Source organism: Streptomyces sp. VTCC 41912 (assembly GCF_045799175.1).
Lineage (GTDB): Bacteria > Actinomycetota > Actinomycetes > Streptomycetales > Streptomycetaceae > Streptomyces > Streptomyces albulus_C.
The window spans coordinates 291,399-309,315 of sequence record NZ_JBJMAB010000008.1 but is presented as its reverse complement, the minus strand read 5'-3'; the positions used below and the strand labels follow the sequence as shown (position 1 = coordinate 309,315).

Annotated in this window: 15 protein-coding genes and 2 pseudogenes; 3 read left to right on the top strand and 14 right to left on the bottom strand. The window is 70.8% G+C overall.

Going from position 1 to position 17,917, the window contains the following annotated elements; all coding sequences use genetic code 11:
* Positions 1 to 3: 3 nt before the first annotated feature.
* The 3 genes from ACJ6WD_RS15515 to ACJ6WD_RS15505 are packed head-to-tail and all read right to left on the bottom strand — an operon-like array spanning position 4 to position 3,589.
* The gene (locus ACJ6WD_RS15515) at positions 4 to 486 is read right to left on the bottom strand and encodes a (2Fe-2S)-binding protein (protein ID WP_407615981.1); all 483 of its coding nucleotides are present in this window, start codon (positions 484 to 486) and stop codon (positions 4 to 6) included.
* Positions 483 to 1,415, bottom strand: a complete 933-nt coding sequence (locus tag ACJ6WD_RS15510) for a xanthine dehydrogenase family protein subunit M (RefSeq protein ID WP_100604242.1) — start codon at positions 1,413 to 1,415, stop codon at positions 483 to 485. Before ACJ6WD_RS15510 ends, ACJ6WD_RS15515 begins: the two co-directional genes overlap by 4 nt.
* Positions 1,412 to 3,589 carry a xanthine dehydrogenase family protein molybdopterin-binding subunit gene (locus ACJ6WD_RS15505; RefSeq protein ID WP_407615980.1) on the bottom strand — a complete coding sequence of 726 codons (2,178 nt, stop codon included), beginning with the start codon at positions 3,587 to 3,589 and terminating at the stop codon, positions 1,412 to 1,414. Before ACJ6WD_RS15505 ends, ACJ6WD_RS15510 begins: the two co-directional genes overlap by 4 nt.
* A gap of 577 nt (positions 3,590 to 4,166) precedes the next feature.
* On the opposite strand from ACJ6WD_RS15505, the gene ACJ6WD_RS15500 reads away from it, so the two are divergent.
* Positions 4,167 to 5,090, top strand: a complete 924-nt coding sequence (locus ACJ6WD_RS15500) for a glyoxalase (RefSeq protein ID WP_407615979.1) — start codon at positions 4,167 to 4,169, stop codon at positions 5,088 to 5,090.
* Here ACJ6WD_RS15500 and ACJ6WD_RS15495 read toward each other — a convergent pair.
* The 9 genes and pseudogenes from ACJ6WD_RS15495 to ACJ6WD_RS15455 form a co-directional block, all read right to left on the bottom strand.
* On the bottom strand, positions 5,063 to 5,545 hold the full coding sequence (locus ACJ6WD_RS15495; protein WP_407615978.1) for an ATP-binding cassette domain-containing protein: 483 nt from the start codon (positions 5,543 to 5,545) through the stop codon (positions 5,063 to 5,065). The two genes, ACJ6WD_RS15500 and ACJ6WD_RS15495, sit on opposite strands and share 28 nt — an antisense overlap.
* A 25-nt stretch (positions 5,546 to 5,570) precedes the next feature.
* A pseudogene (locus ACJ6WD_RS15490) lies at positions 5,571 to 5,891 on the bottom strand (ATP-binding cassette domain-containing protein); the annotation flags it as partial.
* Positions 5,891 to 6,160 carry an SsgA family sporulation/cell division regulator gene (locus ACJ6WD_RS15485; protein ID WP_407615977.1) on the bottom strand — a complete coding sequence of 90 codons (270 nt, stop codon included), beginning with the start codon at positions 6,158 to 6,160 and terminating at the stop codon, positions 5,891 to 5,893. The pseudogene ACJ6WD_RS15490 and the gene ACJ6WD_RS15485, both read right to left, overlap by 1 nt.
* A 148-nt stretch (positions 6,161 to 6,308) precedes the next feature.
* Entirely contained in the window at positions 6,309 to 7,283 is a 975-nt protein-coding gene (locus ACJ6WD_RS15480; RefSeq protein ID WP_407615976.1) for a helix-turn-helix domain-containing protein, read from the bottom strand.
* 163 nt (positions 7,284 to 7,446) lie between these two features.
* Positions 7,447 to 8,262, bottom strand: coding sequence for a carbohydrate ABC transporter permease (locus ACJ6WD_RS15475; RefSeq protein ID WP_407615975.1), 816 nt, complete (start codon positions 8,260 to 8,262; stop codon positions 7,447 to 7,449).
* A gap of 11 nt (positions 8,263 to 8,273) precedes the next feature.
* Positions 8,274 to 9,263, bottom strand: coding sequence for a carbohydrate ABC transporter permease (locus ACJ6WD_RS15470; RefSeq protein WP_374206738.1), 990 nt, complete (start codon positions 9,261 to 9,263; stop codon positions 8,274 to 8,276).
* On the bottom strand, positions 9,235 to 10,488 hold the full coding sequence (locus tag ACJ6WD_RS15465; RefSeq protein WP_407615974.1) for an extracellular solute-binding protein: 1,254 nt from the start codon (positions 10,486 to 10,488) through the stop codon (positions 9,235 to 9,237). The genes ACJ6WD_RS15470 and ACJ6WD_RS15465 overlap by 29 nt, the downstream gene beginning before the upstream one ends.
* 113 nt (positions 10,489 to 10,601) lie before the next feature.
* Positions 10,602 to 11,417: an alpha/beta hydrolase gene (locus ACJ6WD_RS15460; RefSeq protein WP_331246213.1), complete on the bottom strand. Its 816-nt coding sequence runs from the start codon at positions 11,415 to 11,417 to the stop codon at positions 10,602 to 10,604.
* 89 nt (positions 11,418 to 11,506) lie between these two features.
* Positions 11,507 to 14,254 carry a helix-turn-helix transcriptional regulator gene (locus tag ACJ6WD_RS15455; protein WP_407615973.1) on the bottom strand — a complete coding sequence of 916 codons (2,748 nt, stop codon included), beginning with the start codon at positions 14,252 to 14,254 and terminating at the stop codon, positions 11,507 to 11,509.
* A 2-nt stretch (positions 14,255 to 14,256) separates the two neighbouring features.
* Between ACJ6WD_RS15455 and ACJ6WD_RS15450 the strand changes: the two are divergent.
* Together ACJ6WD_RS15450 and ACJ6WD_RS15445 are read left to right on the top strand one after the other, a co-directional pair.
* Positions 14,257 to 15,039: pseudogene (locus ACJ6WD_RS15450) on the top strand (AAA family ATPase); the annotation flags it as partial.
* Between the two features lie 188 nt (positions 15,040 to 15,227).
* Complete coding sequence (locus tag ACJ6WD_RS15445; RefSeq protein WP_407615972.1) at positions 15,228 to 16,439, top strand: LuxR C-terminal-related transcriptional regulator; 1,212 nt, start codon at positions 15,228 to 15,230, stop codon at positions 16,437 to 16,439.
* Positions 16,440 to 16,470: 31 nt separating this feature from the next.
* On the opposite strand, the gene ACJ6WD_RS15440 is transcribed toward ACJ6WD_RS15445, so the two are convergent.
* Both ACJ6WD_RS15440 and ACJ6WD_RS15435 read right to left on the bottom strand, forming a co-directional pair.
* Complete coding sequence (locus ACJ6WD_RS15440) at positions 16,471 to 16,812, bottom strand: GNAT family N-acetyltransferase (RefSeq protein ID WP_233655844.1); 342 nt, start codon at positions 16,810 to 16,812, stop codon at positions 16,471 to 16,473.
* Positions 16,813 to 16,822: 10 nt separating this feature from the next.
* Positions 16,823 to 17,803, bottom strand: coding sequence for a pirin family protein (locus ACJ6WD_RS15435; protein WP_275466799.1), 981 nt, complete (start codon positions 17,801 to 17,803; stop codon positions 16,823 to 16,825).
* Between the last annotated feature and the right edge of the window lie 114 nt (positions 17,804 to 17,917).

The window sequence follows — 17,917 nt, the reverse complement described above, 5'->3', positions numbered from 1 at the left end:
GTGTCAGGCGGTGGCTTCCCGCTGCTCTTGGGCCGCGCGCGCGATGGCGCGCCGGATGGGTTCGTAGCCGGTGCACCGGCAGATGTTGGACCCGACCACACCCGCGATGGCCTCCGGGTCGTCAGCGAGGTCGGGATCGGCTTCGAGCGCCCCGGCGGCCACCATGAGGAAGCCCGGTGTGCAGAATCCGCACTGGAGCGCGTGCTCTGCCGAGAACGCCCGTTGCAGCGCGTGGGGTTCGCCGGCGGGACCCGCGAGGCCCTCCACCGTGCGGACGGAGCGGCTGTCGCACTGCACGGCCAGCACGAGGCACGCGCGGACCGCCTTGCCGTCCATGAGAACGGTGCAGGCCCCGCAGATGCCGTGCTCGCATCCCAGGTGCGTACCTGTGAGCCCCAGGTCGTCACGCAGGACGTCGGCGAGCAGGTGGCGGGGCTCCACGTCGAGGGCGTGTTCCTTGCCGTTCACATGGAGCGTGATCTTCATCCGTGATGTCCCTCTCGTGCGGCGAGGCGGGCGCGCTGGTCTGCCGCAGCCTCGAGGAGCGTTCTGCCGACCAGGACGGCGATGGCCTGCCGCTTGTAGTCGACGTCGGCGTACGGTTCGGCGACCGGCGCGGCGTCTTCCCGGGCGGCGACCCGGCCGGCGCGGGCGAACGGATGGTCGTCCGGGAGCCGGGGCCCCGACGGGAGCGGGCCGATGTCGGCACCGAGCAGCGACCATTCCGCGTTGCGCGCCCGTACCGGGCGGTCCGCGGAGTTGACCAGTCCGATCCGCGCCGCGCTGATCACGCCGTCGTTCACCGTGAGGGCCGCCGCGACGGCGACCTGGGCGAAGGTGAAGTGCGTGCGGCGGTGCTCGATGAAGCCCACGCCGGTGTTCTCGCCGAGCAGCGGGAGGCGTACGGCGGTGATGAGCTCCTGGGGACGGCGCGCGGTGTGGTTCGGCCCGAGGAAGTAGTCGCGGGCCGCGATCTCACGGGCGCCGCCCGGCCCGATCACTTCCACGGCGGCGTCCAGGGCGACGCCGATGGCGCACCATTCCGAGGCGGGATGGGCGTAGGCGAAGCTGCCGGCCATGGTCCCACGGGAGCGGATGGGTGGATGGGCGATGTTGACCACGGCCCGGGACAGCAGGGTGCCCAGCGGGCCCGGTACGGCATCGGCCGATTCGAAGGTCGCGTGGCGGATCAGAGCGCCGACGCGCAGCTCGTCGCCCTCGACGCTCATGCGGTCGAGCTCCGGAATGCGGTTGATGTCGACGAGGAGCTCCGGCCCGATGCGTAGCAGGTGCATCTCCAGGATCAGGCTCTGTCCTCCGGCGATCACCTGGGCCTTGCGCCCGGTGTCGCCGAGTGCCTCGACGGCCTCGCAGACCGTGCGGGGTACCACGTAGTCGAAGGGTGCGGGTTTCACCGGGCGCCTTCCTCGTGTTTGGGGGCACGCGCGGCGCGCCAGACGCTGTCCGGGGTGAGCGGCATCTGCAGCAGGTCGGGGTCCACGATCCGCAAGGCGTCGGCCACGGCGTTGACGATGGCTGCCGGGGTGCCGATGCAGCCCGACTCCCCCGCGCCCTTGGCACCCAGCGGTGTGCTGGGGCTGGGGGTGCAGGTGTCCTTGATATCGATGGGTGGGATCTCCGCGAACGTCGGGAGCAGGTAGTCCAGGAATCCATATCCCAGATGCGGTACGCCGTCGTCGTCGAACGTCATGCCTTCGTAGAGAGCCTGGCCGATGCCCTGCACGGCCGATCCGAACGCCTGCCCGTGCACCACCGTCGGGTTGAGAACCACTCCGCAGTCGTCGACGGCCACGAGCCTGAGGACGCGTACGGTGCCCAGGTCCGGATCCACCTCGATCACCGCCACGTGCGCGCCGAAGGGAAACGCCATGCCGGCCTCGTAACGGTCCTCGACGCGCAACGGCCCGGTGGTCTTCATCAGAGCGCCCAGGCTCATGGCCGCCGAGCCGTCGGCGGCCAGGTGCACGGTGCCGTCCATCCACTCGACCTCGTCGACCGGCACCCTCCACAGCCCCGCCGCCCGTCTACGGGCCTCCTCGATCAGGAGAGTCGCCGCGTGCCGGAGCATGGCGCCGGCGACCTGCGCCGACCGACTGGCGAACGAGCCCAGTCCTTCGGGCTGTTCATCGGTGTCACCCTCGACGAGGCGGACCTGTGCCTCCGGAATGCCGAGGACCTTGGCAACCAGCGCGGGGAAGACCGTCTCATGCGACTGACCGCTGGGCGCTGCACCGCACCGGGCGGTGACGGTCCCGTCCTCGTGCACCTCGAGGCTGCCGAACTCGTGCAGGCCGCCGGGTTCGCCGCCCGAGCGCTCCACATAGCAGGAGACGCCGATGCCCAGCGGCAGGGCGTCCGGGTCCTGGCGGCGACGGTCCCGCTCGGCACGCCACTTCTCGTAGTCGAGCGTCTTGAGGGCCAGGTCCAGAGCGGCGGCGTAGTTCCCGCTGTCGTAGCGGCGTCCGGTCGGCGTCTCGTACGGGAAGGCGTCGGGCGGAATGAAGTTGCGCCGCCGCAGCTCGATCGGATCCATGCCGAGGCGCCGGGCGAGCAGGTCCATCGTCCGCTCGATGGCGATCGCGGCCTCGGGACGTCCGGCACCCCGGTACGGATAGGTCACCATGGTGTTGGTGAGCACCGAGCGCAGCGTCGCGTGGACGCGTGGGGTGGTGTACGCGCCGGTCGCCATCCACGCCGTCTGCATGGGCAGTCCCACGCCGAGGTGCGGATAGGCGCCGATGTCGGCGTCGATCGTCAACGCGTAGGCGAGCAGCCGTCCATCGGTGTCGGCGGCGAGCCGGACGGTCTGGTCCTGTCCCCTGCCCCGGGTGGCGACGAGCATCGACTCCATGCGGTCCTCGATCCAGCGGACCGGTCGCCCGAGCTTCACCGCCAGGTAGGCGACGATCACGAACTCGGGGAACGCGGCGCTCTTGGACCCGAAGGCGCCTCCGGTGTCCGGGACGACGACCCGGATCCGGTCGGTGGACCAGCCGAGTAGCGCGGCCAGTTCACGGCGCAGCCGGTGCGGCATCTGGTGCCCCGACCACACCGTCAGCCGGTCCGCCTCGGGTACGGCGAGGACCGTGCGGCATTCCATGGGGCTGGGCATCAGCAGTTGCTGGCGGTAGGTGGCCTCGACGACGACGGCCGCGTCCTGCCAGACCGACGGGGCGATGGGTTCTCCCGCCTCGCCCCGCAGGGCGATGTTGCTCAGCCCGTCGAACAGGCGGACGGAGTCGTCCAGCGCCGCGGACGGTGTCACCACCGCGGGCAAGGGATCGATCGTGGCGGTGACCTCGGCGACTCCGTCCTCCGCCCGGTACCGGTCCGCTCCGAGGACGACCGCCAGCGCCTCGCCCGGATAGCGCACTCGGTCCTTCACCAGGGCCGGCCACTCCCGGCCCGCGACGGCGTCTTCCGTGGAGAGCCCCGCCAACAGGGTGTACGGGACCGCAGGAAGGTCCGGCAGATCCGCGGCCGACCAGGCTCCCACGACACCGGGCACGTCACGGGCCGCCCTACAGTCCACGGCCCGCAGCAGGCCGTGGGCGACCTTGCTTCTCACGAATGCGGCATCCACACACCCCGGCACGTCGATATCGGCGACATACCGGCCTTCCCCTGTGAGCAGCCGTTCGTCCTCGCGCCTCTTCCATCGCGCCACAACAACACCTCGTCCGTGTCTTTGCGGGAACTGATCGCGCGAGTGCCGCACCTGCACCGATCGCGGTGCGGGCCCTCCGGCCGATCGCCAGTCGCCGTCCATGGGGAACACCGCGCGGATCACATTCCGTTGCTCGGAAACTAGTCACGCGGGAAGCGGACGGACCAGTCACGAGCGGGCGTTGTGCGCTGCGGTTACAGAAGGAGTGCGCTGGTCGTAAAGAGCCGGTCGCCGTCTCCATCGGCCGGGACGGCCACGATGCCGCTTCCCCTGAGTGAACTTGGTCGGGTGGGGTCTCGGGCCGACGGGTGAGCACAGCGCGATGATCAGCCGCAGGACCTGCGTCGCGGGCTAGCAAGCCGGTGGATCGTGCCCGGAAAGTCAAGGACTGGAGCGCTCCGGGAAAACCCGCTGCCGCGCGCGCCGCCTACTCTCCCTTCGGTTCATTCCCGACGAACCCGATGGAAGGGAAAGGCAGATGAAGAAGCGCAAGGCAATGGTGCGGTTGCTGCCGGCGTTACTGCTGGTGGTGGGCGTGGGGGGATTCGCGGCCCCGTCGTCGGCCCAGAGCCGGCACGCCCCCGCCCCGCTCCCGGCCGCGACCACGGCGGTCGGACCGCAGTACGACACCACGCACGTCTACGTCACCCCCGGCGCGATGGACGCGTTCGTCGCCTGCTGGGAGGCGACCTTCGGCGGAACCCACACGCCCAAGGTGATCACCCAGGTCACGCCGACGCCCAGTAAGACCGCGTCGGAACTGGTTCTCTCACCTGTCGGCACGCTGTCCGTCTTCGACTTCCGGACGCCGGTCCCCTACCCGTTCGGTGCCGAACGCACCGGCTGGCTCATGAGCGACTTCGACAAGGGTGTCCGGCTGGCCCGGGCCAGCGGGGCGAACGTCGTCGTCGCGCCCTTCGACGACCCCATCGGCAAGGACGCGGTCGTCCAGTTCCCGGGCGGCGTCAACGCCCAGCTGTACTGGCACACCAAGGCTCCGTCCTACGCGCAGTTGGAGACCGTGCCGGACAACCGCATCTATCTGACGAGGGACTCGGCGAGTGCGTTCCTCAGGTCGTACCTGCGCTTCACCGGTGGCCGGATCGTCTCGGACGACCGGGCCGCCGATGGCGGTCAACTCGGTGTGCCCGACGAGACGTACCGCCGCGTCGCCATCAACTCTCCCTACGGCAAAACGGTGGTCAGCGTGACCGACGGGCACCTGCCGTACCCGTTCGGGCGGGAGGCCACCGGCTACGCGGTGAAGGACCTCACGTCGACCCTGCGCAAGGCCGAGGCCGCGGGCGCGAAGGTGCTCTGGGGGCCGTACACCTCCGAGGGCCGGGCCAGCGCGATGGTGCGGTTCCCCGGCGGCTATGTGGCCGAACTCCACATCACGTGAGGGGACTTCAGCCGCAGGACCCGGGACGCGGCGAAGGGCATGAGGCCGTCGTGCCGGTCCGGTAGGGCGATCACCCGGGCGCTGTTCGGCAGGGCGTGACGCACGCCCGTCAGCATCCGCACCGCCGTCTGGTCGTCGAGGCCGGCCGTCGGTTCGTCGAGCAGGAGGACCACGGGTGTCCGCAGGACCGCTCTCGCGATCACCAGGCGGCGTCGCTGGCCCTGCGAGAGCGCACTGCCCAATGGGCCCGTCGGGGTGTCGAGGGGTAGCTGCTCCAGGGCCGCGGCCGCCAGGGCCGCCCGAAGTGTGTCGTCGTCGTCCGCGCCCGGGGCGGCCTGCCGGAGGTTCTCGGCGAGGGCCGCGTCGGCGATCCAGTCCTCCGCTTCGACGAGGGTGAGCGAGGCGGCGATCGCACGGGCGGGCAGGGACTCGACAGGTACACCGCCGAGCAGCACCGACCGGGGAGCAGCGGGGGGAGATCCGTCCCGCCAGACTCTCCAACAGGGTGCTTTTCCCACTGCCGTTGGGCCCGGTGACCATGGTGACGCTGCCGGGCTCGATCACCGCGGACCACCGGGTGCGGTCGGCGCCGACGCCCACGGGCACGTGGCGGGTCACCAGGGTCCGTGGCGCGCCGGCGAGCGGCGCCTTCGGCGGGGACGCGGTCGACGGCTCGCCCGGGAGAGTCTTGCCCGAGAGAGCCTTGTTCGCCAGATCCGCCAGATCCGCCAGATCCGTCAGCCGCCGGGCGGCGTCGGCGGCCAGGCCGTGGTCGCGGAGCACCGCGGGGAGCGTCTCCATCAGCTCGTACGCGGCCGCCACCCGGCGGAGGACCTCAGGACGACGCGCACGGAGTGCGGGTGGCAACGGTGCCGCGGGATCACCAGCACGCCCCCGGTACCGGCAGGACGGCGCAGGCCCTCTGTGAGCAGTGAACGGGCGAACACCCAGTCCACGGGTCTGGCCGTGGGCGCGCCGAGGGAGAGTCGGACGGCGTAGGGGTCGGACATGTCGTGGTGCAGCTCCGCGGACAGCGGGGTCGGCAGCTCGTCCGGGACACTGACGTGCACGGCCCCGTAGGCGGCCCGCAACACCCGGCTGAACGCGCGGCCCTGGTGAAACCTCAGCGGTGCGCCATCACGGCGATCGTGCGGTCCCGGTGGGTCGGCGCGGGCTCTCCATGAGCCGCTCCGTGTGAATCGTTCCGCCGAGAAAACGTCACCCAACCGTGCGCCGTTCACCGGACAGGCCGTGAATCTGCCAGTCGCGAGGCGCCATGCCGTAGGCGGCACGGAAAACACGGCTGAAATGGCTAGGGCTCACGAACCCCCAGCGTCGGGCGATGGTCGCCACCCCGACTCCCAGGGCCGGGGACCGCAGAAGTTCCCGACGGCACCGCTCCAGTCGCTCCGCTCGGATCCACTCCCCGACGGTGGTTCCCTCCAGTTGGAACAGCTTGTGCAGGTAGCGCACCGAAATGAAGTGAGCGGCAGCGATCGCGGTGGGCGACAGGTCCGGGTCGGAGAGGTTCTGCAGGATGTGGTCCTTCACTCGCACCATCATGGCCGCGGCGGTTTCAGGAGCCTGAGGCCTGAAGCGGCCGCGCCGCTCGTTGATGACCAGTGCCAGCAGGTCGAGCCCGGTGGCGACGAACTGGCGGCCGACGAATTCGTCGAACCCCGCTGCTTCGCGCGCCATGCGTGCAAAATAGGTCGCCACGAGTGCGGCACTTCCGTCACGACCCGAGAACGCACTCGCAGTCAACGCGTGCAGGTCCTCGTCCCGCACGCGAAGCTCCTTTCGAGGGAATTGAAAGGAAGTGAAGCGGAAATCGCCCTCAACTTTCTTTCTGAACACGCGAGACGAATCAGAGATGGAAAAATCTCCCGGCTCTATCCGGCACTCCCTCCCGTCCTGCTCCTTGACGGCGCTTCCTCTGCGCTGAAGCGTGAGGATGAGGTATTCCTTCCCGTCCCGGGCTATCAGACGCTTGTTGCGCGTCACCTCTTGAGAGCCGGCCTGGACGTCCGACACCTGCGTGGCTCCCCATTGGTGGGTGACGATCCTCCCTGGCGACGGATCCTCCTCCAGGATATTGACATCGAGCGGTACGAACGTCTGGGATACCGCTTCATGCCAGCGCTCGCTGCGGTCGGCTGCGGACAGCTCCGCGGTGGAAAGGACGACGGACATGCGGCCCCTTGAAAACGTCATCGACAGGCGGTTCGGATCCGGTCACCGGACAGCCCGATCACCGAAGCCCCGCCGTTCCTTCCGGAACACCGTGCCAGCCGGCCTGGGCCGGCACATCGCGTGAATCCGCTAGATCGGTCGGGGTGACGGACCGAGACGCCTCTCACTTGATGGCTCCGCCGGTGGCACCGGCGGCGACGTAGCGCTGAGCGACGATGAGCAGTACGGCGGCGGGGACGGACGCCATGACCGTGGTGGCCATGACGGCGTTCCACTGGTTCGTATGGGCACCGAGGTACTGGTAGATGCCCAGCGTGATCGGCCGCACGGTCTCCGTGGTGGTCAGGGTGAGGGCGAAGAGGAAGTCGCTCCAGGTGAAGAGGAAGGTGAAGACGGCGGCGGTGATCAACGCGTTCCGGCTCACCGGGAGCACCACGGAGCAGAACACGCGCAGCCGCCCGGCACCGTCCACCTGCGCGGCCTCGATGACCTCTCGCGGAATGCTCCGCATGAACGCACGCATGATGATGATCGCGAAGGGGACCCCTGCGGTGGAGTCGGCGAGGATCAGTCCGAGGTAGGAGTTCAGGAGTCCCAGGTCGCTGTAGGCGCCGTAGAGCGCGTTGGCCACGACGATGCTCGGCACCATCTGGGTGAGCAGGACGCCGAAGAGCACGAGGTCGGTTCCGCGGAGGGGGAACCGGGCCAGCGCGTAGGCCGCCGGCGTGGCGAGCCCGAGGCTGAAGGCGACGCTGCCGAGGGCCACGACGAGGCTGGTGACGAGGTTGCGTCCCTGGTCGCGCAGTGCGGTGGCGTATCCGCTGAAGTCCGGATGGAAGGGGAACCAGCCTCCTTGCAGGGTGTTGCCCGCCGGCTGGAGGGAGCCGTTCACCATCCAGTAGACGGGAAACAGCATCAGGGCGAGCAAGGCGATCCCGACGACGGTGGACGGCCGACCACGGCCCGGTGCGCGCTTCACGGGAAGATCTCTCAGACGTTCCGGGCGCGGCGGTTGGCGCGCAGGTAGACGAGGGCGAAGACGAGCGAGATGACGACGAGCACGTTGCTCATCGCGGCACCGCGCCCGAACTCGAACTGCTGGAAGGACAGTTCGTAGGAACGGGTGGCGATGGTCTCGGTGGCGCCGGCCGGCCCACCGCCGGTCACCACGAGGATGACGTCCAGCACTTTGAGGGTGTAGACCACGCCCAGCACCAGCACGACGCCCACCACCGGCCGCAGCAGCGGCCAGGTGACATGGCGGAACGACGCCAGCGGACCGGCACCGTCCAGCTTCGCCGCCTCGTACAGGTGTGGCGGGATGTCCTGCAGGCCGCCGTACAGGATCGCGGTGTTGAAGGGGATTCCGACCCAGATGTTGATGAGGATCACCGACAGCAGCGCCGGTGAGGTGCCGGTGAGCCAGGGGATGCCGGACGACGAGAGGCGCAGGCCGCGCAGCGCCGCGTTGACGACTCCGGTGTCGGGGTCGAGCATCCACCGCCACGTGGTTCCGGACACGACCAGCGGCAGCAGCCACGGCAGCAGCAGCAGCGACCGCAGCACGCCGCCGAGCGGGAAGCGGCGCCGGAAGAACAAAGCGAGGGCCAGGCCGAGTACGAACTGCCCGGCGATCGAGCCGGCGGTGAACAGGACCGTGGTCAGCAGGGCCTTGGGGAACAGGTCCGAGGAAAGGATCTCCGAGTAGTTCCGCGTCCCCACGAACGGCGCGGCACCCGTGTAGAACGTCGTGGTGGTGTACCGCTGGAAGCTCATCACGACGTTCTTGACGATCGGGTAGCCGAAGAACAGCAGCAGGTACGCCGCCGCGGGCGCGACGAACATCCACTGGGCCAGCCGCTCCCGGAAGTGGGCCCGGACCGCCATCCGGTCCCCCGCGGCGACGGCGCCGCCGTCCTGCCCGGTGGCCCTCCCAAGGAGCGGGGACGGGTCAGTGACCGGTCGCGATCTGCTGCCCATTCCTGAGGGCTTCCTCCGGTGTCTGCCGGCCCGTCAGCGCGGACTGGATCGCGGTGTATATCCCGGTCGCCGCCTGCGGCCATCCGACGCCGAGCCGGCTGGTACGCGCCCGCGCCGCCTCCACGTTCTCGACGAAGGCGGCCATCGACGGAGTCCGCTCGGCGTACTGGGCGGCCACGGCGGTGCGGGAGGGCACGGTGAAGTGCTGCTCGGCCAGGGTGCGCATGGTCGAGCGGTCGTTCAGGCAGGCGAGGACCCGGGCGGCCTTCTCCTGCCGGGCCTTGGAAGGGTTCTGCGGGACCGTCCACACCTCACCGCCGAGCGGTGTGATCGGGGTCCGGCCCGCGCGGGGGACGGGGACGGGGGCCGTCCCCCAGTGCAGGTTCTTGTCCTGGTTGAGGGCGGGGATCCGCCAGGGGCCGTTGATCATCATGGCCGTCCGGCCGGCGACGAACTGGTCGTGGACGTCGGCCTGGGTCCAGTTCAGCACCGACTTCGACATGGATCCGCTCTTCACCAGGTCGACCCACAGCCGGAGTGCCTGTGCGGCCTGCGGGGTGTCCAGTCGCCGCTCGTCACCGCCGTTGGACCACAGGAACGGCAGGAACTGCCAGGTGCCCTCGAAAGTGGCGTTCGCATCGACCGCCATTCCGTAGCGCCCGGGGCGGGCCAGTTTGGCCGCCGCCGCCTTCAGTTCGGTCCAGGTCCTGGGCACGGCCACACCGGCCTCGGTGAGCATGTCCTTGTTGTAGAAGAGGACGACCGTGCTGACGGCAGGGGCCAGTCCGTAGACCTTTCCCTTGTAGGTGCCCGCCGACAGGATGCCCTTGGCGAAGCCGCCGGAGTCGATGCCGTACCGGTCCAGTGGGATCAGCGCGCCGGTCTGTGCGATCTGCTGCAGGTCGGGGTTGTCCAGCATCAGCAAGTCGGGAAGGGTCCGCGACGACGCCCGCTGCAGAACCTTGGGGATGAGCGACGCCCCGGGTACGCTGGTCTGCTCGACCCGCACACCGGCGGTTTTGCCGCACGCGGTGAGCACTTCGCCCCATTGGGCGTGTTCGGTCGCGTCGGTGTAGTAGTCGAGCGCGGTGATGGAGGTGACCTTGTCGGTGTCGGACCCGCCACCGGTTGCGGCACCGCATCCGGTGGCGGCCGACACAAGGGCGAGCACTCCGGTCAGGAGAGCGGCGATCCGCCGCGCCGGCGGTCTGGCCGGTGAGATCATGATGATGCCTTTACCGAGTAACTGTCTGGGGCCGGGGACTGCGTCACGAGGAGGACGCACTCCAAGGGCGTGGTCAGAATGGTCTGCACCGGCAACTTCCGCTCGAACGCATGTTATAGCGTCTCGAACGGCCGCCGACCTGGAGCATTCGGGAGGCCGGCGTCCGCAGGACGTGGCGGCGGTCCCGTGCGGACGAAACCGCCGCCGCGGCCGCCGCCCTGTTCGGCGACCTCCCGGATCATCGCCACCACCGCGTCGGGCTGCGACAGCACAACGGCGTGCGAGCCGTCCAGCACGTACTCGGTGGCCGCCATGCGTTGCGCCATGAAGCGCTGAGCGGTGGGGCTGACCATCCGGTCGGCGGTCGCGATGGCGTACCAGGACGGCTTGGAGGCCCATGCCGGCGGACCCGATCTGCCGGTCAGCGCGGTGCGGGCGATCGGGCGCTGGGCCACGGACAGCACCTCCTTGACGCCGGACGGCAGTTCGTCGGCGTACACCTGCGGGAACCGGTCCTTGCTGAGGTACAGCTCGCCGTCCGGGCCGTCGGGGAAGGCGGCGGTGAAGGTCGCGTCGGCCGCCGGCACGGGGGCGAAGCGGTTCGTGATGTCCAGGACGCACTCGCCCTCGTCGAGGCCGAACGCCGCGACGTAGCACAGGGCCACGACGTTGTCGGCGTCGGTGGCGGCGTGGGTGATGACCGCGCCACCGTAGTCGTGGCCGACCAGCACGACAGGCGCGCCGATGTCGCAGACCACGCTCCTGAGGTAGGCGGCGTCCTGCGCCAGACCGCGCAGTGGGTTCGCCGGGGCGCGCACGGTCAGTCCGGCGGCGTGCAGGAGGCCGATGGCCCCCGCCCACGACGAGGCATCCGTGAACGCCCCGTGCACGAGCACGATGGTCGGCGGTTGGGGGGTGGGTCGGTGCATGCCGGTGACCTCCGACTGGTTGTGGGGACACCCCAACCAAGCGCGTTCAGGTGGGGCAGGGCATCGCGTGAACGGACCAAGCGGCCCGCTCAGCTGTCGGGCAGAGCCATGACCAGATTGGCCAGCTGGACCCGGGAGTTGATCGCCAGTTTGCGGAAGACCGACGTCAGGTGGGTGTTGACCGTGTGCGGAGAGACCACGAGCAGGTCGGCGACCGATCGGTTGGTGTGGCCCTGCGCGACCAGGCGCGCGACCTTCTGCTCCGAGGCCGTGAGGGCCGCCCATCCTTGCACGGGGCGCTGTCTGCCCACTGCCCTGCGGCCGCCGTCTCCTGCCGTGTCGAGGTCGCGCTGTACGCGTGCCGCCGCGGCGTGGGCGCCCGACTCGGCGAACGTGTCGCGGGCGTACGTCAGCGCGGCCGCGGCCTCGGGTTTCCGGCCCGCTGCCAGGAGTGCCCCTCCGAGGTCGGCGGACGCGGCGGCCCGGGCCAGCGGGCGAGGGCTCGCCTTCAGCAGGTCGACGGAGTATCCGAGCATGGCGAGATCGCTGTTCACGAGCCCGAGGGCCTGCGCCGCGATGCCCGTGGCGGTCGGCACGGCGGGATTGCGCTCGGCGTGCGCTCCGGCCTGTGCGGCCAGGTCCTCGGCGAGCTCGTACTCCGCGCCGCGCAGGGCCATGCGTATCGCGGAATCGACCCAGTCGCGCAGCAGCCGCCAGCGCATGAAGAGGTCGCTGCGCTGCACTTGCCGAATCTTGTCGACGGCGAGCGCGACGTCCCCGTCGGCGTCGGCGTGGACCGCTTCCAGGAAGCGCACCGCGGCCGTGTTGCCCGGGTTCGGCTTGGCCGCCAGCCTTTCCTGCGCCGCGGCCAGATGCTCGCGCGCCGCTTCCCGGTCGCCGCGCAGCAGGGCGATCCGAGAACGGATCACGCGACCGTTCACCTGCTGCACGGGGACCTGTACCTCGTCCTCCAGACGCTCCATTGTCAGGAAGTCGGCGTCGGCGTCGTCGAGTCGGCCGAGCCCCAGATCGTGCTGCCCCTGAGCCCACAGCGTCATCGCCTGGCGCATCGCCCCGGCGCCGTTCGCCGCTCGCAGGAGCAGCCGTCCGCTGGACGCGAAGTCGTCCATGTGCAGGTGCGCGACGATCTCTTCGGGCAGGAAGGCGGTATCGAGGGCGCTCAGCGCGGCGAAGCGCTCCAGCGCGACCGCGTTCTCACCCGCGTTCTGCGCGATCTCGCCGAGCCCGGACAGGGCCAGGACGTGCGCCTCCCGGTCACCGATCGCGGTGGCGGCACGCAGCGCGCTCTCACCGGCCGCACGCGCATCGACGAGATCGTGGTCCCGGGACAGGGCCCGTGCGCGCAGGGCCGCCAGCCTCGCCCCGGTCTCCGGGGCGGCACCCCCCAGGGCGAGGGCGGTTTCGGCCCGGCGGCGCAGTTCGCCGGCGAGATCCATGTTCCACAGCGTCCCGCCGAGGGCGGCCTGCAGCCGGCTGAACGTCTCCAGCGGTGGCCGGCCGGCCAGCAGCCGGTCGCCCGTCGACAGCGCCTCCCGGTTCCGGCCGGCCCGGGTCAGGCAGAGGATCGCCTGCTCCCCCACCGCGAACCTCAGCGGCCGTGCCGACGGCACCAGTTCCAGTGCACGCGTCATCAGGTCGGCCGCGAGGTCCGGCGTGACCGGCAGGATGTCGTCGGCCGCCCGTCGCAGCAGCTCCACGGCTTCCTCGTCTCCGGGCAGGGCTCCCCTGAGGATGTGCGGCACCGCGTCGACCGGCTGATGGCCCGCGGCCACGAGGTGGTGGGCGGCCTCTCGGTGGAGAGCCTTCCGGGCGGACGGCGGGATGTCGACGTAGACCGCCTGGCGCAGCAGGTCATGCCGGAAGACCAGGTGATCGCCGTCGTCGTCCAGGAGTCCGGCACGCACGGCCTCCTCCAGCGCCGCGATGGATGCGGCGGTCGGTCCGCCGCAGAGCGCGGCGGCGTCGCGGAAGCCGAAACTGCGCCCCAGCACCGCCCCCATCTGGAGGAAGCGCAGCGTGCCGGGCTGCAGGGACCTGAGTCTGGCGCGCACACCCACCACGAGCCCTGGGGGCACGGCTTCGTCCGACGTCCGGGCGCTCCACAGTCCCGCGAGCATCTCGACTGCCAGAAAGGGGTTCCCACCGGCTCCGTCGAGCAGTTCCCGTACCCGCTCGTCGACCACTGCCCCGAGTGTGTCGCTGGTCAGTTGGTCGATGGCCGCGCCGGACAGCGGCCCCAGGGACACGGTGACCGCCGGGAGGTTGCCGGTCGCGGCCGCGACGACCTCTTCCGCCGGGCCCGCGGGCTCCCGTCGCCCGGTCAGCATCCACAGAACCGGCGAAGTCCGCAGGCGGGTCGGAAGCTGCTGCAGGGCGAACCGGCTCAGCGGATCGGCCCACTGCACGTCGTCCAGGCCGATCAGCACCGGCACGCTGCCCGCTCTGGCTTCGATCGCCTCCGCCAGGCGCTCCACCAGCCAGATCCGCTGATCGTGATGGCGGGTGAGATCGACGAAGGCATCGTCGGACAGCAGCGGCCGATCGCCGTGCAGGACGCAGGCCGCCAACGACGAGAGCGGCACGATGTGATGCAGTTCGTCGGCCTTGCCGACGCCGACGGAGAACCCCGCCGCCCTGGCCGTGGAGACGGCCTCGGCGAGCAGCGTGGTCTTGCCGATGCCTGGTTCCCCCTGGATGAGGGCCAACCCGCCGCTTCCGGTACGGGCCACCGAGGCGATCAGCGCCTGGAGCTCTTCGAGTTCGTCCTCCCTGCCGCGCAGACCGCTACGGGACAGCGGACCGCCTGACCCCGCCACCTATGCTCCGTCCTGTCCGCGCTCGGCCGCCGAAGCCGGGCTCGGCCCGCGCCGACTGGCGACCCCGCCCTCCCGCAGCCGGCGGCTTCCCGCGGGCACGCCATGACTTGGCGCATCACCGCAGGTCAGGCCCATTGTATGCGAGGGGTTCGGCACCGCGGTGCGCCCGTCGGGCCGCTCGTGACCGGACGGGGCACGGCGCAGTCGCGTCACGGCGGCGAGCTCGGCCGCCCGTCGGGCCGGCCGCACCACAGCACGGGCCCGGCTCCCCCGGCGAACAGTCTTCCCGTCGTCCGGGAATCCGGCCGTTTCGATCACGGATGTCATGGGCGCCCTCCCGCCGGTCGGGTACCGGGCCCCACCACCGCACGAGGAACCGGCCCGGCACTGCTTCCAGCGTGGAACACGGGATGACTTACGTCGTCGGCACGATGACTGCGCAGCGACTGTGGCCGCGCGGTGCGCCGAACGGCATCCGACGCTCGGCACGCTCTGGCGTTCACCGCGCGCACGTAGACTGCGACGGTCCAGGTCAGAACGGCGGCGCAGAGCAACGAAGGATGTCGGCCACGACACTGTCCGGGCGGGACGAGGAGCTGGCGACCGTCGACGGATTCGTCGCCGGACTGCCCGGGCGCGGCAGTGCGCTGCTGATTCGGGGAGCCCCCGGAATCGGCAAGTCCGCCCTCTTGGAGCACGCCGTCACCCGGGCCCGGAACTCAGGATTCACCGTCCTCACGGCATCGGGGGTGCAGGCCGAGACCCATCTGCCGTTCGCGGGGCTGCACCAGCTGACCCACACCATGACGGATCGCGTCGCGCACCTTCCCCCCCTCTCAGGCGGACGCGCTGCTGGGCGCCTTCGGCATGGCGGAGCCGTCCCCCCGTGCCTCCGCGCCCCGGTTCTTCATGATCGCCCTGCCCACCCTCAGCCTGGTGGTCGGACCCCGGGCGGGAACTGCGGGAACGCGTGGTGGCCGCGGCCGAGCGGCTGCCCGTTTCGGAACTCCACCCGGACCTGGTGTACACGCTGGCGGCGGCCGCCCCGCTGGAGCGTGCGGCGACGGTACTCGACCGCCTGGAGCGCCTCGAACGCCAAGGCGGGTACGACGTCCAGGCCGCCGCCACCCTGGGCACGGCGGCCACGATGGCGAACGCGTACGACCGCGCCACCGGGTTCCTCCGGCACGCGGCGGCCGGCCTGCGCGGCCAGTGCCGTCTGGGCCTGCTGGCCCAGACTCTGGTGTCGCTCGCCTTCAGCACCGTGCACACCGTCGACTGGGAGACCGGGCTCCCGGCCGTGGCCGAGGCGATGCGACTGGCCGAGGAGAACGCCCAGCCGCGCTGGTTGACCGGTGCGCGGATCGCGAAGGCGCAGTTCGCCGCGTTGCACGGGGATCCGGACACGGCGCTCGCCGTCATCGGCGAGGCGGAGCGCCAGGGACTGTCCGCGGCGCACCCCTCCAATCTCGCGTTCATCCAGATCACGCGCGGCCTCATCGGCCTCGCCGCCGGTGACCACGCCGAGGCGTTCCACTGCGTCTGGCGGGTCTTCGACCCGGTCGACCCGGCCCACCATCCGTTCCTGCGGACCATCGCCATCGCGGAGTTGGCCGAGGCCGCCACGGGCGCGGAGCAACGAGCCCTGGCGAAGGCCCCGTCGGAACGGCTCGCGGCGTCCGCCGGGGCGAGCGGGGCTCAACTGACCCGGATCAACCTGGCGTTCGCCCATGCCCTGCTCGCCGACGACGAGCACGCGGAGGAGCACTTCCGGGCGGCACTCGATCTGGACATGTCCCGGGCCCCCTTTGCTCGCGCCCGGCTGATGCTCGCCCACGGCGCCTGGCCGCGACGGCGCCGCCGCGTGATGGAAGCCCGCACTCCGCTGCGGATCGCCCGGGAGTCCTTCGCGTCCCTCGGCGTGGAGCCGTGGGCCGAACGGGCCTGCCGGGAACTCCGCTCGGCGGGCGAGGGCGGCAAGCGCCGACGCCGCACCGACTGGGACCTGCTCTCGCCTCAGGAGCTGCAGATCGCCCAGCGCGCGGCGGACGGCCTGTCCAACAAGGAGAGAGGTCAGCAGCTGTACCTGTCACCGCGCACGATCGGCGCGCACCTGTACCGCATCTTCCCGAAGCTCGGGATCACCTCTCGCGGCCAGCTGAGGGACGAACTGGCCGCGAACTGAGCAGCCCGGGGACCAGGTGGCGGCGCGGGGGTCACCGCGCCAACACGGTCTCCAGCCACTGCAGGACTTCGGGGGTCACGGGGTCGGCCAGGTCGGCGAATTCGTCGTGGCTCTTGAGGAACTTCGCCACGTAGGGGCAGACCGGCACGAAGCGCTTCCCGGAGGCGCGTACGTCGTCCAGGGCCTGCCGGACGAGGATCGAGGCCAGGCCCTGCCCGGCGAAGGCGTCGTCGATCTCGGTGTGGAAGAAGACGCGCCGGTCGTCGCGGTCGCGGTACGCGGTGAAGCCGGCGGTCGTGCCGTCGACCAGGATCTCGTACCGGTGCCTGGCGTCGACGCGCTGGACGGTCCGGGCGGTGGTGGGCTGGGTCATCGTGAGCCTTTCAGTGGTGCGTCGGGTTCTTGCGCGGTGTGATGGTGGCGTTCGGAAGGGCGGGCGCGGGAAGCCGGGCGCCGTCGTAGCCGTCGACGGTGCCGAAGCGGTCGGAAGCGTCCTCCCAGGCTTGCCGGGCCTCGACGATGTCCTCGTGGCTGCGGCCGATGAAGTTCCACCACATGGCGATCTGCTCCTCGAACGGCGTCCCGCCCAGCAGGACCGCCCGGGCGGGGGCGTCCGACTCGTTCGTCAACGTCAGCGTGTCGTTTCCGGTGCCGACGTAGCCCAGTTCCGCCGGGCGCAGGAGCGTTCCGGCCATGCGGACGTCCCCTTGGTCGACGAGCAGGCCGTGCTCGAAGTCGGTACGCACCGCGAGTGTGGTGGTCGAGCGCGGATCGAGGACGAGTTCGGCGCCGAGCAGCGGCGTGAAAGTCGGCACCGGAGAGGTGTCGCCTGCGAGGGATCCCAGGAACACGCTGATCTCCGCGCCGCCCGTCCGCACCGGGCTCGGCACGTGGTGCCGGAAGTCACGGCCCGTGTGCCGGTGCTCTTCGGGCAGGGCCACCCACAGTTGGACGCCGTGCAGGATCGTGGTGCCGGCGGTGGAGACCTCCGAGTGGCTGATGCCGTGCCCGCCCGTCATGAGGTTCAGCTCGCCGGGCCGTACGAAGGCGTGGCTGCCCAGGCTGTCGCGGTGCTCGATCTCCCCGCTGAACAGCCAGCTCACGGTCTGCAGACCGATGTGCGGATGGGGGGCGACGTCCATGCCGCCGGTGTCGGCGACGTCGTCCGGGCCGTAGTGGTCGACGAAGCACCAGGCGCCGATCAGCGTCCGGGCCCGCTGCGGCAGCGTGCGCCGCACCGTCATCGCCCTCGGGCCTCCCAACGGGACGTCCCGCGCGGGCAACACGTCGACCTGCGGGGCGGGCCGGCCGTGGTCGCCGGCAGCGTGGCGCTGCGCGGGGGGATTCACTTCGACGTCGGTCATCGAGCGCCCTCTCACATCCGAATGTGGTTTCATATTCAACAATAATGCCTGAGAGTGTTCCGTGTCCCCCCGCATACGCGGCAGCGCGAGCGGCGGTCGGGAGCGGCCGTGAAG

Excerpts from the sequence above, each read along its gene's own strand:
- ACJ6WD_RS15515 (WP_407615981.1), bottom strand. The coding sequence starts at position 486 with ATGAAGATCACGCTCCATGTGAACGGCAAGGAACACGCCCTCGACGTG.
- ACJ6WD_RS15500 (WP_407615979.1), top strand. The coding sequence starts at position 4,167 with ATGAAGAAGCGCAAGGCAATGGTGCGGTTGCTGCCGGCGTTACTGCTG.
- ACJ6WD_RS15480 (WP_407615976.1), bottom strand. The coding sequence starts at position 7,283 with ATGTCCGTCGTCCTTTCCACCGCGGAGCTGTCCGCAGCCGACCGCAGC.
- ACJ6WD_RS15470 (WP_374206738.1), bottom strand. The coding sequence starts at position 9,263 with ATGGGCAGCAGATCGCGACCGGTCACTGACCCGTCCCCGCTCCTTGGG.
- ACJ6WD_RS15465 (WP_407615974.1), bottom strand. The coding sequence starts at position 10,488 with ATGATCTCACCGGCCAGACCGCCGGCGCGGCGGATCGCCGCTCTCCTG.
- ACJ6WD_RS15460 (WP_331246213.1), bottom strand. The coding sequence starts at position 11,417 with ATGCACCGACCCACCCCCCAACCGCCGACCATCGTGCTCGTGCACGGG.
- ACJ6WD_RS15440 (WP_233655844.1), bottom strand. The coding sequence starts at position 16,812 with ATGACCCAGCCCACCACCGCCCGGACCGTCCAGCGCGTCGACGCCAGG.
- ACJ6WD_RS15435 (WP_275466799.1), bottom strand. The coding sequence starts at position 17,803 with ATGACCGACGTCGAAGTGAATCCCCCCGCGCAGCGCCACGCTGCCGGC.